Below are 16,810 nucleotides of genomic sequence, written 5' to 3'. Positions count from 1 at the left end.
GAGTTCACTTCAATTCTTTGAGCAAAACAAGATCGAACTCAAGAGTTTGATCCTGGCTCAGATTGAACGCTGGCGGCATGCCTTACACATGCAAGTCGAACGGTAGAGGGGGCAACCCCTTGAGAGTGGCGAACGGGTGAGTAATGCATCGGAACGTGCCCAGTTGTGGGGGATAACACTTCGAAAGAAGTGCTAATACCGCATACGACCTGAGGGTGAAAGCGGGGGACTCGCAAGAGCCTCGCGCAATTGGAGCGGCCGATGTCAGATTAGGTAGTTGGTGGGGTAAAGGCCTACCAAGCCGACGATCTGTAGCTGGTCTGAGAGGACGACCAGCCACACTGGGACTGAGACACGGCCCAGACTCCTACGGGAGGCAGCAGTGGGGAATTTTGGACAATGGACGCAAGTCTGATCCAGCCATGCCGCGTGCAGGAAGAAGGCCTTCGGGTTGTAAACTGCTTTTGTCAGGGAAGAAATCCCTTGGGTTAATACCTCGGGGGGATGACGGTACCTGAAGAATAAGCACCGGCTAACTACGTGCCAGCAGCCGCGGTAATACGTAGGGTGCAAGCGTTAATCGGAATTACTGGGCGTAAAGCGTGCGCAGGCGGTTTTGTAAGACAGAGGTGAAATCCCCGGGCTCAACCTGGGAACTGCCTTTGTGACTGCAAAGCTTGAGTGCGGCAGAGGGGGATGGAATTCCGCGTGTAGCAGTGAAATGCGTAGATATGCGGAGGAACACCGATGGCGAAGGCAATCCCCTGGGCCTGCACTGACGCTCATGCACGAAAGCGTGGGGAGCAAACAGGATTAGATACCCTGGTAGTCCACGCCCTAAACGATGTCAACTGGTTGTTGGGAGGGTTTCTTCTCAGTAACGAAGCTAACGCGTGAAGTTGACCGCCTGGGGAGTACGGCCGCAAGGTTGAAACTCAAAGGAATTGACGGGGACCCGCACAAGCGGTGGATGATGTGGTTTAATTCGATGCAACGCGAAAAACCTTACCTACCCTTGACATGGCAGGAATCTTGCAGAGATGTGAGAGTGCTCGAAAGAGAACCTGCACACAGGTGCTGCATGGCCGTCGTCAGCTCGTGTCGTGAGATGTTGGGTTAAGTCCCGCAACGAGCGCAACCCTTGTCATTAGTTGCTACGAAAGGGCACTCTAATGAGACTGCCGGTGACAAACCGGAGGAAGGTGGGGATGACGTCAGGTCCTCATGGCCCTTATGGGTAGGGCTACACACGTCATACAATGGCCGGGACAGAGGGCTGCCAAAGCGCGAGCTGGAGCCAATCCCAGAAACCCGGTCGTAGTCCGGATCGCAGTCTGCAACTCGACTGCGTGAAGTCGGAATCGCTAGTAATCGCGGATCAGCATGTCGCGGTGAATACGTTCCCGGGTCTTGTACACACCGCCCGTCACACCATGGGAGCGGGTTCTGCCAGAAGTAGTTAGCCTAACCGCAAGGAGGGCGATTACCACGGCAGGGTTCGTGACTGGGGTGAAGTCGTAACAAGGTAGCCGTATCGGAAGGTGCGGCTGGATCACCTCCTTTCTGGAAAAATCACTTCAGCGCTTCAAGCACTCACACTTATCGGCTGTGAAAAACGTCTAAGACAGCACAAAAGAGCAAGCTTTTAAGAGCAGCCGCGATTTTGATTAAAACCGAAATGCGGGTCTGTAGCTCAGTCGGTTAGAGCACCGTCTTGATAAGGCGGGGGTCGTTGGTTCGAATCCAACCAGACCCACCACTTTGCACTGGTTAGCGGGTTGGTACTTCTTCTTTGTTTGAAAGGAAAAGTCTCAAGTCGGTAGCGGTTAGAGGTGTATGGGGGATTAGCTCAGCTGGGAGAGCACCTGCTTTGCAAGCAGGGGGTCGTCGGTTCGATCCCGTCATCCTCCACCAAATCAGTCGGTTGTTGATGATCAGGTTGCTTTTGTGTTGTTTACTGTAGATGTACCGAGTGCGTGAGCTCAAGAGCTTGCGCACTTTTGCGTTTACAGTGTAGAATCGATGGTTCTCGCTGATGCAACGGTTCGTTGTTTGAGGTGAGTTGGCCGCAAGCCAAAGTGTTCGGGATTTAGGTTCACGAGCTTTTTGGCTTGCAAGGCTAAGCCCTTGTGGATGTTCTTTAACAATTCAAAGAGTCGAATCAGCGTTGTCGCAAAGCTGCTGCAAAGCACTTGTGCGATGACAATAGATGATTGCGTCACCAGACAGATTACTTTGGGTTTTGCGCAAGCGAAGCTTACAAAGAGGATGTGAAGACGGCAAACGCGTAAATACTCACTGATTCAGTCCTTGGAATACCGAAGCTTTGACAGTCTGAGCAATTGGCGTCAAAGTTATAGGGTCAAGTGACTAAGTGCATGTGGTGGATGCCTTGGCGATTACAGGCGATGAAGGACGTGGTAGCCTGCGATAAGCTTCGGGGAGCTGGCAAATAAGCTTTGATCCGGAGATTTCCGAATGGGGAAACCCACCCGCAAGGGTATTGCATGCTGAATACATAGGCGTGCAAGGCGAACCCGGTGAACTGAAACATCTCAGTAGCCGGAGGAACAGACATCAACCGAGATTCCGAAAGTAGTGGCGAGCGAAATCGGAGGAGCCTGTGCTCTTTAGCCATCGACTTATCAAAACAGTCTGGAAAGGCTGGCCATAGTGGGTGATAGCCCCGTATGAGAAAAGTGGGTGGTGGAACTAAGTGCACGACAAGTAGGGCGGGACACGTGGAATCCTGTCTGAACATGGGGGGACCATCCTCCAAGGCTAAATACTCGTAATCGACCGATAGTGAACAAGTACCGTGAGGGAAAGGCGAAAAGAACCCCGGGAGGGGAGTGAAATAGATCCTGAAACCGCATGCATACAAAAAGTCGGAGCCTAAGGGTGACGGCGTACCTTTTGTATAATGGGTCAGCGACTTACATTCAGTGGCAAGCTTAACCGAGTAGGGTAGGCGAAGGGAAACCGAGTCCGAATAGGGCGTTCGAGTCGCTGGGTGTAGACCCGAAACCAGGTGATCTATCCATGGCCAGGATGAAGGTGCGGTAACACGCACTGGAGGTCCGAACCGACTAGTGTTGCAAAACTAGCGGATGAGCTGTGGATAGGGGTGAAAGGCTAAACAAACCTGGAGATAGCTGGTTCTCTCCGAAAACTATTTAGGTAGTGCCTCAAGTATTACCGTCGGGGGTAGAGCACTGTTTAGGCTAGGGGGTCATGGCGACTTACCAAACCTTGGCAAACTCCGAATACCGATGAGTACAGCTTGGGAGACAGAGCACCGGGTGCTAACGTCCGGACTCAAGAGGGAAACAACCCAGACCGCCAGCTAAGGTCCCCAAAATTGGCTAAGTGGGAAACGAAGTGGGAAGGCTAAAACAGTCAGGATGTTGGCTTAGAAGCAGCCACCATTTAAAGAAAGCGTAATAGCTCACTGATCGAGTCGTCCTGCGCGGAAGATGTAACGGGGCTCAAGCCAGTTACCGAAGCTGCGGATGTGTCGTAAGACACGTGGTAGGAGAGCGTTCTGTAAGCCAGTGAAGGTGTCTCGTGAGGGATGCTGGAGGTATCAGAAGTGCGAATGCTGACATGAGTAGCGTTAAAGGGGGTGAAAAGCCCCCTCGCCGTAAGCGCAAGGTTTTCTACGCAACGTTCATCGGCGTAGAGTGAGTCGGCCCCTAAGGCGAGGCAGAGATGCGTAGCTGATGGGAAACAGGTCAATATTCCTGTACCGATCTATGGTGCGATGTGGGGACGAAGAAGGTTAGCTCAGCCGGGTGTTGGATGTCCCGGTTCAAGCCTGTAGTCGTGCTCGGTAGGCAAATCCGCCGAGCTGAGATGAGGGGTGATAACGAGCAAGCATGCTTGCGAAGTGAGTGATACCCAGCTTCCAGGAAAAGCCACTAAGCTTCAGCCATAGATTGACCGTACCGCAAACCGACACTGGTGCGCGTGATGAGTATTCTCAGGCGCTTGAGAGAACTCTGGAGAAGGAACTCGGCAAATTGACACCGTAACTTCGGAAGAAGGTGTGCCTTTAGTCAGTGAACCATTTGCTTGGGGAGCTAAACGAGGCCGCAGAGAATCGGTGGCTGCGACTGTTTACTAAAAACACAGCACTCTGCAAAGACGAAAGTCGACGTATAGGGTGTGACGCCTGCCCGGTGCTGGAAGATTAATTGATGGGGTGCAAGCTCTTGATCGAAGTCCCAGTAAACGGCGGCCGTAACTATAACGGTCCTAAGGTAGCGAAATTCCTTGTCGGGTAAGTTCCGACCTGCACGAATGGCGTAACGATGGCCACACTGTCTCCTCCAGAGACTCAGCGAAGTTGAAATGTTTGTGATGATGCAATCTCCCCGCGGAAAGACGGAAAGACCCCATGAACCTTTACTGTAGCTTTACATTGGACTTTGAACAGATCTGTGTAGGATAGGTGGGAGGCTTTGAAGTGAGGACGCTAGTTCTCATGGAGCCAACGTTGAAATACCACCCTGGTGTGTTTGAGGTTCTAACCTTGGTCCCTTATCGGGATTGGGGACAGTGTATGGTGGGCAGTTTGACTGGGGCGGTCTCCTCCCAAAGTGTAACGGAGGAGTTCGAAGGTACGCTAGGCACGGTCGGAAATCGTGCTGATAGTGCATAGGCATAAGCGTGCTTGACTGCGAGACTGACAAGTCGAGCAGGTACGAAAGTAGGACTAAGTGATCCGGTGGTTCTGTATGGAAGGGCCATCGCTCAACGGATAAAAGGTACTCTGGGGATAACAGGCTGATACCGCCCAAGAGTTCATATCGACGGCGGTGTTTGGCACCTCGATGTCGGCTCATCTCATCCTGGGGCTGTAGCCGGTCCCAAGGGTATGGCTGTTCGCCATTTAAAGAGGTACGTGAGCTGGGTTTAAAACGTCGTGAGACAGTTTGGTCCCTATCTTCCGTGGGCGCTGCAAGATTGAGAGAGCCTGCTCCTAGTACGAGAGGACCGGAGTGGACGCACCGCTGGTGTATCGGTTGTCATGCCAATGGCATTGCCGAGTAGCTAAGTGCGGAAGAGATAACCGCTGAAAGCATCTAAGCGGGAAACTCGTCTCAAGATGAGTCTTGCCCAGGCCTTGAGCCTGCTAAAGGGTCGTTGTAGACCACGACGTTGATAGGCTGGGTGTGGAAGCGCAGTAATGCGTTAAGCTAACCAGTACTAATTGCCCGTGCGGCTTGACCCTATAACTTTGAAGCTCGTTGCTTTAGAAATTAACTCAAAAGAGTTGGTTTTAGGCGCAGATCAAATGCTTATAGTGTGGCCAAGTTGATTGATACAGTGAAGTTGAAGTCAGTCGTTTGCCAAAAACGTCTTTGCATTCAACTGTTTGGTACAGTAATCATCTATTGTGAAAATACCGCTGATTCGAAGCTTTGAATTAAAGGCGCTTTGTTCATTCAAAACGCCTGAGCCAGTCAAAGCCTGATGACCATAGCAAGGTGGTCCCACTCCTTCCCATCCCGAACAGGACAGTGAAACGCCTTAGCGCCGATGATAGTGCGGTTCTCCCGTGTGAAAGTAGGACATCGTCAGGCTGGTTATTCCGAGTAAAACGCCCGGTTATTCCGGGCGTTTTTATCTCTGAAGCATAGATTTTGTGTTATGATCCTATGCTTCAGCGATAAGTTGATCGGATGCAAAACAAAGAAATTTGTGGCGCGCCAAGTGCTCTTTAACAAGTAACAGCCGATAAGCGTGGGTGTTTGAAGGCGAGTGACAGAAGTGTTTGGCTTCCTTGGGAGTCAAATGCAAGTCGCAAGACTTTTAAATGCTCATGGAAGTGAAGAGTTCACTTCAATTCTTTGAGCAAAACAAGATCGAACTCAAGAGTTTGATCCTGGCTCAGATTGAACGCTGGCGGCATGCCTTACACATGCAAGTCGAACGGTAGAGGGGGCAACCCCTTGAGAGTGGCGAACGGGTGAGTAATGCATCGGAACGTGCCCAGTTGTGGGGGATAACACTTCGAAAGAAGTGCTAATACCGCATACGACCTGAGGGTGAAAGCGGGGGACTCGCAAGAGCCTCGCGCAATTGGAGCGGCCGATGTCAGATTAGGTAGTTGGTGGGGTAAAGGCCTACCAAGCCGACGATCTGTAGCTGGTCTGAGAGGACGACCAGCCACACTGGGACTGAGACACGGCCCAGACTCCTACGGGAGGCAGCAGTGGGGAATTTTGGACAATGGACGCAAGTCTGATCCAGCCATGCCGCGTGCAGGAAGAAGGCCTTCGGGTTGTAAACTGCTTTTGTCAGGGAAGAAATCCCTTGGGTTAATACCTCGGGGGGATGACGGTACCTGAAGAATAAGCACCGGCTAACTACGTGCCAGCAGCCGCGGTAATACGTAGGGTGCAAGCGTTAATCGGAATTACTGGGCGTAAAGCGTGCGCAGGGCGGTTTTTGTAAGACAGAGGTGAAATCCCCGGGCTCAACCTGGGAACTGCCTTTGTGACTGCAAAGCTTGAGTGCGGCAGAGGGGGATGGAATTCCGCGTGTAGCAGTGAAATGCGTAGATATGCGGAGGAACACCGATGGCGAAGGCAATCCCCTGGGCCTGCACTGACGCTCATGCACGAAAGCGTGGGGAGCAAACAGGATTAGATACCCCTGGTAGTCCACGCCCTAAACGATGTCAACTGGTTGTTGGGAGGGTTTCTTCTCAGTAACGAAGCTAACGCGTGAAGTTGACCGCCTGGGGAGTACGGCCGCAAGGTTGAAACTCAAAGGAATTGACGGGGACCCGCACAAGCGGTGGATGATGTGGTTTAATTCGATGCAACGCGAAAAACCTTACCTACCCTTGACATGGCAGGAATCTTGCAGAGATGTGAGAGTGCTCGAAAGAGAACCTGCACACAGGTGCTGCATGGCCGTCGTCAGCTCGTGTCGTGAGATGTTGGGTTAAGTCCCGCAACGAGCGCAACCCTTGTCATTAGTTGCTACGAAAGGGCACTCTAATGAGACTGCCGGTGACAAACCGGAGGAAGGTGGGGATGACGTCAGGTCCTCATGGCCCTTATGGGTAGGGCTACACACGTCATACAATGGCCGGGACAGAGGGCTGCCAAAGCGCGAGCTGGAGCCAATCCCAGAAACCCGGTCGTAGTCCGGATCGCAGTCTGCAACTCGACTGCGTGAAGTCGGAATCGCTAGTAATCGCGGATCAGCATGTCGCGGTGAATACGTTCCCGGGTCTTGTACACACCGCCCGTCACACCATGGGAGCGGGTTCTGCCAGAAGTAGTTAGCCTAACCGCAAGGAGGGCGATTACCACGGCAGGGTTCGTGACTGGGGTGAAGTCGTAACAAGGTAGCCGTATCGGAAGGTGCGGCTGGATCACCTCCTTTCTGGAAAAATCACTTCAGCGCTTCAAGCACTCACACTTATCGGCTGTGAAAAACGTCTAAGACAGCACAAAAGAGCAAGCTTTTAAGAGCAGCCGCGATTTTGATTAAAACCGAAATGCGGGTCTGTAGCTCAGTCGGTTAGAGCACCGTCTTGATAAGGCGGGGGTCGTTGGTTCGAATCCAACCAGACCCACCACTTTGCACTGGTTAGCGGGTTGGTACTTCTTCTTTGTTTGAAAGGAAAAGTCTCAAGTCGGTAGCGGTTAGAGGTGTATGGGGGATTAGCTCAGCTGGGAGAGCACCTGCTTTGCAAGCAGGGGGTCGTCGGTTCGATCCCGTCATCCTCCACCAAATCAGTCGGTTGTTGATGATCAGGTTGCTTTTGTGTTGTTTACTGTAGATGTACCGAGTGCGTGAGCTCAAGAGCTTGCGCACTTTTGCGTTTACAGTGTAGAATCGATGGTTCTCGCTGATGCAACGGTTCGTTGTTTGAGGTGAGTTGGCCGCAAGCCAAAGTGTTCGGGATTTAGGTTCACGAGCTTTTTGGCTTGCAAGGCTAAGCCCTTGTGGATGTTCTTTAACAATTCAAAGAGTCGAATCAGCGTTGTCGCAAAGCTGCTGCAAAGCACTTGTGCGATGACAATAGATGATTGCGTCACCAGACAGATTACTTTGGGTTTTGCGCAAGCGAAGCTTACAAAGAGGATGTGAAGACGGCAAACGCGTAAATACTCACTGATTCAGTCCTTGGAATACCGAAGCTTTGACAGTCTGAGCAATTGGCGTCAAAGTTATAGGGTCAAGTGACTAAGTGCATGTGGTGGATGCCTTGGCGATTACAGGCGATGAAGGACGTGGTAGCCTGCGATAAGCTTCGGGGAGCTGGCAAATAAGCTTTGATCCGGAGATTTCCGAATGGGGAAACCCACCCGCAAGGGTATTGCATGCTGAATACATAGGCGTGCAAGGCGAACCCGGTGAACTGAAACATCTCAGTAGCCGGAGGAACAGACATCAACCGAGATTCCGAAAGTAGTGGCGAGCGAAATCGGAGGAGCCTGTGCTCTTTAGCCATCGACTTATCAAAACAGTCTGGAAAGGCTGGCCATAGTGGGTGATAGCCCCGTATGAGAAAAGTGGGTGGTGGAACTAAGTGCACGACAAGTAGGGCGGGACACGTGGAATCCTGTCTGAACATGGGGGGACCATCCTCCAAGGCTAAATACTCGTAATCGACCGATAGTGAACAAGTACCGTGAGGGAAAGGCGAAAAGAACCCCGGGAGGGGAGTGAAATAGATCCTGAAACCGCATGCATACAAAAAGTCGGAGCCTAAGGGTGACGGCGTACCTTTTGTATAATGGGTCAGCGACTTACATTCAGTGGCAAGCTTAACCGAGTAGGGTAGGCGAAGGGAAACCGAGTCCGAATAGGGCGTTCGAGTCGCTGGGTGTAGACCCGAAACCAGGTGATCTATCCATGGCCAGGATGAAGGTGCGGTAACACGCACTGGAGGTCCGAACCGACTAGTGTTGCAAAACTAGCGGATGAGCTGTGGATAGGGGTGAAAGGCTAAACAAACCTGGAGATAGCTGGTTCTCTCCGAAAACTATTTAGGTAGTGCCTCAAGTATTACCGTCGGGGGTAGAGCACTGTTTAGGCTAGGGGGTCATGGCGACTTACCAAACCTTGGCAAACTCCGAATACCGATGAGTACAGCTTGGGAGACAGAGCACCGGGTGCTAACGTCCGGACTCAAGAGGGAAACAACCCAGACCGCCAGCTAAGGTCCCCAAAATTGGCTAAGTGGGAAACGAAGTGGGAAGGCTAAAACAGTCAGGATGTTGGCTTAGAAGCAGCCACCATTTAAAGAAAGCGTAATAGCTCACTGATCGAGTCGTCCTGCGCGGAAGATGTAACGGGGCTCAAGCCAGTTACCGAAGCTGCGGATGTGTCGTAAGACACGTGGTAGGAGAGCGTTCTGTAAGCCAGTGAAGGTGTCTCGTGAGGGATGCTGGAGGTATCAGAAGTGCGAATGCTGACATGAGTAGCGTTAAAGGGGGTGAAAAGCCCCCTCGCCGTAAGCGCAAGGTTTTCTACGCAACGTTCATCGGCGTAGAGTGAGTCGGCCCCTAAGGCGAGGCAGAGATGCGTAGCTGATGGGAAACAGGTCAATATTCCTGTACCGATCTATGGTGCGATGTGGGGACGAAGAAGGTTAGCTCAGCCGGGTGTTGGATGTCCCGGTTCAAGCCTGTAGTCGTGCTCGGTAGGCAAATCCGCCGAGCTGAGATGAGGGGTGATAACGAGCAAGCATGCTTGCGAAGTGAGTGATACCCAGCTTCCAGGAAAAGCCACTAAGCTTCAGCCATAGATTGACCGTACCGCAAACCGACACTGGTGCGCGTGATGAGTATTCTCAGGCGCTTGAGAGAACTCTGGGAGAAGGAACTCGGCAAATTGACACCGTAACTTCGGAAGAAGGTGTGCCTTTAGTCAGTGAACCATTTGCTTGGGGAGCTAAACGAGGCCGCAGAGAATCGGTGGCTGCGACTGTTTACTAAAAACACAGCACTCTGCAAAGACGAAAGTCGACGTATAGGGTGTGACGCCTGCCCGGTGCTGGAAGATTAATTGATGGGGTGCAAGCTCTTGATCGAAGTCCCAGTAAACGGCGGCCGTAACTATAACGGTCCTAAGGTAGCGAAATTCCTTGTCGGGGTAAGTTCCGACCTGCACGAATGGCGTAACGATGGCCACACTGTCTCCTCCAGAGACTCAGCGAAGTTGAAATGTTTGTGATGATGCAATCTCCCCGCGGAAAGACGGAAAGACCCCATGAACCTTTACTGTAGCTTTACATTGGACTTTGAACAGATCTGTGTAGGATAGGTGGGAGGCTTTGAAGTGAGGACGCTAGTTCTCATGGAGCCAACGTTGAAAATACCACCCTGGTGGTGTTTGAAGGTTCTAACCTTGGTCCCTTATCGGGATTGGGGACAGTGTATGGTGGGCAGTTTGACTGGGGCGGTCTCCTCCCAAAGTGTAACGGAGGAGTTCGAAGGTACGCTAGGCACGGTCGGAAATCGTGCTGATAGTGCATAGGCATAAGCGTGCTTGACTGCGAGACTGACAAGTCGAGCAGGTACGAAAGTAGGACTAAGTGATCCGGTGGTTCTGTATGGAAGGGCCATCGCTCAACGGATAAAAGGTACTCTGGGGATAACAGGCTGATACCGCCCAAGAGTTCATATCGACGGCGGTGTTTGGCACCTCGATGTCGGCTCATCTCATCCTGGGGCTGTAGCCGGTCCCAAGGGTATGGCTGTTCGCCATTTAAAGAGGTACGTGAGCTGGGTTTTAAAACGTCGTTGAGACAGTTTGGTCCCTATCTTCCGTGGGCGCTGCAAGATTGAGAGAGCCTGCTCCTAGTACGAGAGGACCGGAGTGGACGCACCGCTGGTGTATCGGTTGTCATGCCAATGGCATTGCCGAGTAGCTAAGTGCGGAAGAGATAACCGCTGAAAGCATCTAAGCGGGAAACTCGTCTCAAGATGAGTCTTGCCCAGGCCTTGAGCCTGCTAAAGGGTCGTTGTAGACCACGACGTTGATAGGCTGGGTGTGGAAGCGCAGTAATGCGTTAAGCTAACCAGTACTAATTGCCCGTGCGGCTTGACCCTATAACTTTGAAGCTCGTTGCTTTAAGAATTAACTCCCAAAAGTTGATTTTTGAAGCACAGTTCAAATGCTTATCGTGTGATCAAGTTGATTGATGATGTGAAGTTGAAGTCAGTCGTTTGCCAAAAACGTCTTTGCGTTCAGCTGTTTGGTAATCGTGATCATCTATTAAAATAAACGCTGATTCGACGCTTTGAATTTAGGGCGGGGTTGTTCAAAAAACAAACCCGTCCGAGCCAGTCAAAGCCTGATGACCATAGCAAGGTGGTCCCACTCCTTCCCATCCCGAACAGGACAGTGAAACGCCTTAGCGCCGATGATAGTGCGGTTCTCCCGTGTGAAAGTAGGACATCGTCAGGCTCATTCTTCAAAACCCGGTAGCTTTAAAGGCTATCGGGTTTTTTGCTTTGGTGCGTCGTGCGCTTGTCATGATGCTAGGCCATGCTGTGCCGTAAAACACGCGGGTTTCCGTCTTACACAACGCATTGTCTGTCGGTGGAGCGTTCAGCGTGGGGGCGATTGCGCTGTCAATCCACTGTGAATGCGGTACTTGAAAGCCGGGTACACCAATTGCATGGTTTCAAGTGTGCAGCAGAGACGGCGTTCCGTCTGTCGGAGCTGATCTGTACACCTTCTCATACCGTTTCATTTGCTTTCGCCATCCGCCATGAACAAATGTGCTCTCTTTGCCGCTTTTGCGGGCTCCCTTTTTTGGGCCTTGGCCACGCCGGCGCAGGCCGGCCCCGTGACTGAGAAACTGCTCAAAGGGGAAGCTCTGATCTTGGCGCATCGAGAGGCGTCGCTGCCATTTTCTTTCGTGGATGAGAGCAAACAGCCCGTCGGGTATGCGGTGGACTTGTGCATGAAAGTCGCTGAGATCGTGCGTCAGCAGTTGGGGCTCAAACAGCTACCTGTTCGCTATAAGCTGGTCAATAGCACTACACGCATCGAAACCATCCGTTCCCATCAAGCTGATTTGGAGTGCGGTTCTACCACCAATACGCCTGAACGGCGTCAGTTGGTCGCGTTCACTGTGCCCCATTACATTGCATCGGCGCGAATTTTGGTGCGTGCGGACAGTACGGCCCAGGATATGTTTGATTTTTCTGGAAAGCGCTTGGTCGGTACCCGCAACACCACAGGTCTGGCGCGTGCCAAGCAGGCCAATCAGCAACAGGCTTTGCGCATCAACATCCTTGAAGTGGTGGACGATCCGAAGGGTGTTGAGATGGTGGAGAAAAAAGAAGCCGATGGTTTCATCATGGACGACATCGTGCTGCAAGCTTTGTTAGCTACGCGTCCTGATCCGAGCCAGCTCAAAGTGGTCGGCAAGCCATTGACGGTGGAACCCTTGGCCATCATGTTGCCCAAGGATGATCCAGAATTCAAAAAGCTCGTTGATGAGGCCATGAAGCAATTAATTCGCACTCGCGAAGCGCACGCGCTGTATCACCAGTGGTTCACCCAGCCCAAATTGCCAGGGCACGTCAGTTTGGCATGGCCAATGCCAGCCATGCTGCGCGAGTTTTGGAAACACCCTAGCGACATGGTGCCATTTTGATCGTGCCACGCCCGGCCACGTTTGGAACGTACCGGGCTTTTTGACGGTTACACCGGGCGGTTTTCGTAAATATTGCGAATCGGCCCCATGGTTTTCAGGCCTTCCTCGTAGCTGATGCTTGGGAAGGTTTCATCAAACGTCAATGCTTTATCAGCTACGGCATCGGTTTTACCGGCAGTGTCGAGTTTCTTCAGCTCGGTTTTTTCGATGTAAAGCAAGGACAGCAATTCGTTGTACACCGTCGATTCATCAATCGGCAGAATGTAAAACGTCGCACCACCGTACTCACATTGGTATTTTTTGCTGATGTCGATGTTATCGACAAACAGAAAATACTTGCCTTGGGGTGACAGGGCGTCCCCCAACACCTCGGCCAGCAATTTGAGATATTCAAAGCTGAGCAGGAAACCGGTCATGAACTCGATGTGGGTTTCGCCAGCCTTGGCCGTCATGATCACCTGATCCGAGCTGATTTCCGGCGGGCGGGCTTCGTCGGCCAGCTTTGCTGGGAACTTCAGGGCGATGTCGCCACGGAAGCCAAAGCGGCCCGGCTTCTTGGTGGTGCTCTTGAGCACGCTGTTGAGCAGGCGACCTTCGGCTTCCAGGCGGCCCAGGGCGGTTTCGGTGATGGCGGTCATGACAGTGACTCCGGTTGGTGAGGTGGGGAAGAAACAGCAGAAGCGTGGGTGAGCGGCGTGGCGTGGGGGTGAACTTCCATTGGCCGCCCCGGATGGGGGCGACGCTCGCCGTGGGTTTCGGTGTTGCGGATGAAATCGGCGATCTTCCAGAACGCCGTCTCTAATTCGGCACGCAGCCCCTCATCGGTGACCACTTCGGTCAGGGCTTGACGCATACAAGCCATCCAGGCATCGCGTGCGCTGGCGTCAATGTCAAAGGGCTGGTGCCGTCGGCGCAGCATGGGTGCGCCACGCTGGGCGCTGTAAGCCTTGGGGCCCCCTGTCCATTCGCACAAGTAGTCCACCAACACACGTCGAGTGTGTGTCAAGTCGGGTTCGTGCATGGCACGGATGACGCGGGCATCGGGCCGGGTGTCCATCGCGCGGTAAAACGCATCGACCAGCCGCACGATGGCTTCGCGACCACCCAAACGACCGAAGTGGGGGTTGGCCGGCGCAGCAGCCAGGGGCAAGGCAGAAGGGCTCATGCTCAGCCTGTCTGCAAATCGCATACCACCCCACAAAAGGTCGGCCAGCAGCGGTGATACCGACGAAATACTTCAGATTCAATCCATCTCAGCGCGCCTGTGATACGCGCGCGCGTTGGTTATTGGGGCGAATGTCCGGAAGCCTTGAAAAACCCCAGCTCATTACTTGGGGATAAATCCACCCAACGGGCAGGGTTGGGTTTGTCATGCTTGTGACGTGTGGGGTGTTCAACGTCGATTCAACCCGGCTTTGTCACGTTTCAAACAAATTCCACGGTGGGGTCGATATGGGATCGGTTCGGTAAAAAATCCAATCAAATCAACAAGTTAAGAGAATTTTTCAAACCTGGCACACCCGTTGCAATAAGCTGGCTGCGCGGCACCCGAGTCTGTCCAACAGGCGCTTCAGAAGAAGACCATAGAAGCACTCAAGGCTGTATCGAGATGCGCTCTTTCTCGTCTGTGTCATCAACCCCAGTCAAACACCTCTTTACTTGGATTGGAGAACTGAAATGGCTGCACTCCGGCAAATCGCTTTCTATGGCAAGGGTGGTATCGGTAAGTCCACCACCTCCCAAAACACCCTGGCCGCTCTGGCCGAAATGGGTCAAAAAATCCTGATCGTCGGCTGTGACCCCAAGGCCGACTCCACCCGCCTGATCCTGCACGCCAAGGCCCAGGACACCATCCTGTCGCTGGCCGCTGAAGCCGGTTCGGTGGAGGATCTGGAACTCGAAGACGTGATGAAGATCGGTTACCGCGACATCCGTTGCGTGGAATCCGGTGGCCCGGAACCCGGCGTCGGCTGCGCTGGCCGTGGCGTGATCACCTCGATCAACTTCCTGGAAGAAAACGGCGCTTACGACGGCGTGGACTATGTGTCCTACGACGTGCTGGGTGACGTGGTGTGCGGCGGTTTCGCCATGCCCATCCGCGAAAACAAGGCCCAAGAAATCTACATCGTGATGTCCGGCGAAATGATGGCCATGTACGCCGCCAACAACATCTCGAAGGGCATTCTGAAGTACGCCAACTCGGGTGGCGTGCGTCTGGGTGGCCTGGTCTGCAACGAGCGCAAGACCGACAAGGAATGGGAACTGGCCGACTCCCTGGCCAAGATGCTGGGCTCCAAGCTGATCCACTTCGTGCCGCGCGACAACATCGTGCAACACGCTGAACTGCGTCGCATGACCGTTCTGGAATACGCCGCCGACAGCAAGCAAGCCGGCGAGTACCGCACCCTGGCTCAAAAGGTTCACGCCAACGCTGGCAACGGCACCATCCCCACCCCCATCACCATGGATCAGCTGGAAGACCTGCTGATGGAGCACGGGATCATGCAAGCCATTGACGAAAGCCAAGTCGGCAAGACCGCCGCCGAAGCGGTCGCCTGATCGGCCGCTCAGGGCTGACACACCGCCTGTCAGCCCGTCCCCTTGGGAGCGGTGCTCTCGAGGGGCTGGCCTTGCGCCAACCACTGTCCACCGAACCCCTGACGCCATTGGAGCCCACCATGAGCATGACCGTTGAAGAGCGCAAGGCCTCGAACAAGGCCTTGATCGACGAAGTCCTGAAGGCCTATCCCGAGAAGATGGCCAAGCGCCGCGCCAAGCACCTGAACGCCTACAGCGAAGGCAAGCCGGATTGCGGCGTGAAGTCCAACATCAAGTCGCTGCCGGGCGTGATGACCATTCGCGGTTGCGCCTACGCCGGTTCCAAGGGCGTGGTCTGGGGCCCGATCAAGGACATGGTGCATATCTCCCACGGCCCGGTGGGTTGCGGTCAGTATTCTTGGTCGTCGCGCCGCAACTACTACATCGGCATCACCGGTGTGGACACCTTCGTCACCATGCAGTTCACCTCGGACTTCCAAGAGAAGGACATCGTGTTCGGCGGTGACAAGAAGCTCGACAAAATCATCGACGAAATTCAAGACCTGTTCCCGCTGAACAAGGGCATCTCGGTGCAGTCGGAATGCCCGATCGGCCTGATCGGCGACGACATCGAAGCCGTGTCCAAGAAGAAGAGCAAGCAGTACGACGGCCACACCATCGTGCCGGTGCGCTGCGAAGGTTTCCGGGGCGTGTCGCAATCGCTGGGCCACCACATCGCCAACGACGCGATCCGCGATTGGGTGTTCGACAAGATGGATCCGGCCAAGAACGCCGAATTCGAGTCCACCCCGTATGACGTGGCCATCATCGGCGACTACAACATCGGTGGTGACGCTTGGTCGTCGCGCATCCTGCTGGAAGAAATCGGTCTGCGCGTCATTGCCCAATGGTCGGGTGACGGCACCATCGCCGAGCTGGAAAACACCCCCAAGGCCAAGCTGAACGTCCTCCACTGCTACCGCTCGATGAACTACATCAGCCGGCACATGGAAGAGAAGTACGGCATTCCTTGGGTCGAATACAACTTCTTCGGCCCGAGCCAAATCGAGAAGAGCCTGCGCGAAATCGCCGCGCACTTCGACGACACCATCAAGGCCAAGGCCGAGGAAGTCATCGCCCGCTATCGCCCGATGGTGGATGCGGTGATCGCCAAGTACAAGCCGCGCCTGGAAGGCAAGAAGGTCATGCTGTATGTGGGCGGCTTGCGTCCGCGTCACGTCATCGGCGCCTACGAAGATTTGGGCATGGAAATCGTCGGCACGGGCTACGAGTTCGCCCACAACGACGACTACCAACGCACCACCCACTACATCAAGGATTCGACCCTGGTCTACGACGACGTGACCGGCTACGAATTCGAGAAGTTTGCCGAAAAGATCCAGCCGGATCTGGTGGGCTCGGGCATCAAGGAAAAGTACGTCTTCCAGAAGATGGGCGTGCCCTTCCGTCAGATGCACAGCTGGGATTACTCAGGCCCGTACCACGGCTATGACGGCTTCGCCATCTTCGCCCGTGACATGGACATGGCCATCAGCTCGCCGATCTGGAAGCTGGCCAAGTCCGCCCCGTGGAAGAAGGCCGCCTGAAGCTGCCTCGCCCTCTGAATTC

General features: G+C 53.7%; 5 protein-coding genes, 4 tRNA genes and 6 rRNA genes. 13 read left to right on the top strand and 2 right to left on the bottom strand.

What is annotated here, in order from left to right:
- Positions 1-34: 34 nt before the first annotated feature.
- The 11 genes from VITFI_RS02965 to VITFI_RS02915 all read left to right on the top strand — a co-directional run bounded on the left by VITFI_RS02965 (position 35) and on the right by VITFI_RS02915 (position 12,643).
- Positions 35-1,563: ribosomal RNA gene (locus tag VITFI_RS02965) — 16S ribosomal RNA — on the top strand.
- Positions 1,564-1,682: 119 nt separating this feature from the next.
- Positions 1,683-1,759: transfer RNA gene (locus VITFI_RS02960), tRNA-Ile, on the top strand.
- A 79-nt stretch (positions 1,760-1,838) separates the two neighbouring features.
- Positions 1,839-1,914, top strand: a tRNA-Ala gene (locus VITFI_RS02955).
- 446 nt (positions 1,915-2,360) lie between these two features.
- Positions 2,361-5,236, top strand: a 23S ribosomal RNA gene (locus VITFI_RS02950).
- Positions 5,237-5,474: 238 nt separating this feature from the next.
- A 5S ribosomal RNA gene (rrf, locus tag VITFI_RS02945) occupies positions 5,475-5,588 on the top strand.
- Positions 5,589-5,872: 284 nt separating this feature from the next.
- A 16S ribosomal RNA gene (locus tag VITFI_RS02940) occupies positions 5,873-7,404 on the top strand.
- A gap of 119 nt (positions 7,405-7,523) precedes the next feature.
- Positions 7,524-7,600 (top strand) — tRNA-Ile (locus VITFI_RS02935).
- 79 nt (positions 7,601-7,679) lie between these two features.
- A tRNA-Ala gene (locus VITFI_RS02930) sits at positions 7,680-7,755 on the top strand.
- Between the two features lie 446 nt (positions 7,756-8,201).
- A 23S ribosomal RNA gene (locus tag VITFI_RS02925) occupies positions 8,202-11,084 on the top strand.
- A 244-nt stretch (positions 11,085-11,328) separates the two neighbouring features.
- Positions 11,329-11,442, top strand: a 5S ribosomal RNA gene (gene rrf / locus VITFI_RS02920).
- The 16S, 23S and 5S rRNA genes sit together here with 4 tRNA genes alongside, the layout of an rRNA operon.
- A 307-nt stretch (positions 11,443-11,749) precedes the next feature.
- The gene (locus VITFI_RS02915; RefSeq protein WP_089415741.1) at positions 11,750-12,643 is read left to right on the top strand and encodes an amino acid ABC transporter substrate-binding protein; all 894 of its coding nucleotides are present in this window, start codon (positions 11,750-11,752) and stop codon (positions 12,641-12,643) included.
- A 47-nt stretch (positions 12,644-12,690) separates the two neighbouring features.
- Here the strand turns inward: VITFI_RS02915 and VITFI_RS02910 are convergent, their stop codons facing one another.
- A complete protein-coding gene (locus tag VITFI_RS02910) occupies positions 12,691-13,281 on the bottom strand; it encodes a hypothetical protein (protein ID WP_089415740.1) in 591 nt (196 codons plus the stop codon).
- Positions 13,278-13,808 carry a group II truncated hemoglobin gene (locus VITFI_RS02905; protein WP_089415739.1) on the bottom strand — a complete coding sequence of 177 codons (531 nt, stop codon included), beginning with the start codon at positions 13,806-13,808 and terminating at the stop codon, positions 13,278-13,280. Before VITFI_RS02905 ends, VITFI_RS02910 begins: the two co-directional genes overlap by 4 nt.
- Before the next feature lie 512 nt (positions 13,809-14,320).
- On the opposite strand from VITFI_RS02905, the gene nifH reads away from it, so the two are divergent.
- On the top strand, positions 14,321-15,202 hold the full coding sequence (nifH, locus tag VITFI_RS02900) for a nitrogenase iron protein (protein WP_089415738.1): 882 nt from the start codon (positions 14,321-14,323) through the stop codon (positions 15,200-15,202).
- 119 nt (positions 15,203-15,321) lie between these two features.
- Positions 15,322-16,788: a nitrogenase molybdenum-iron protein alpha chain gene (gene nifD, locus VITFI_RS02895; RefSeq protein WP_089415737.1), complete on the top strand. Its 1,467-nt coding sequence runs from the start codon at positions 15,322-15,324 to the stop codon at positions 16,786-16,788.
- The last annotated feature ends 22 nt before the right edge of the window (positions 16,789-16,810 follow it).

The sequence above is a fragment of the Vitreoscilla filiformis genome, assembly GCF_002222655.1.
GTDB lineage: Bacteria > Pseudomonadota > Gammaproteobacteria > Burkholderiales > Burkholderiaceae_C > Ideonella > Ideonella filiformis.
This window is presented reverse-complemented; position numbering and strand designations above follow the sequence as displayed.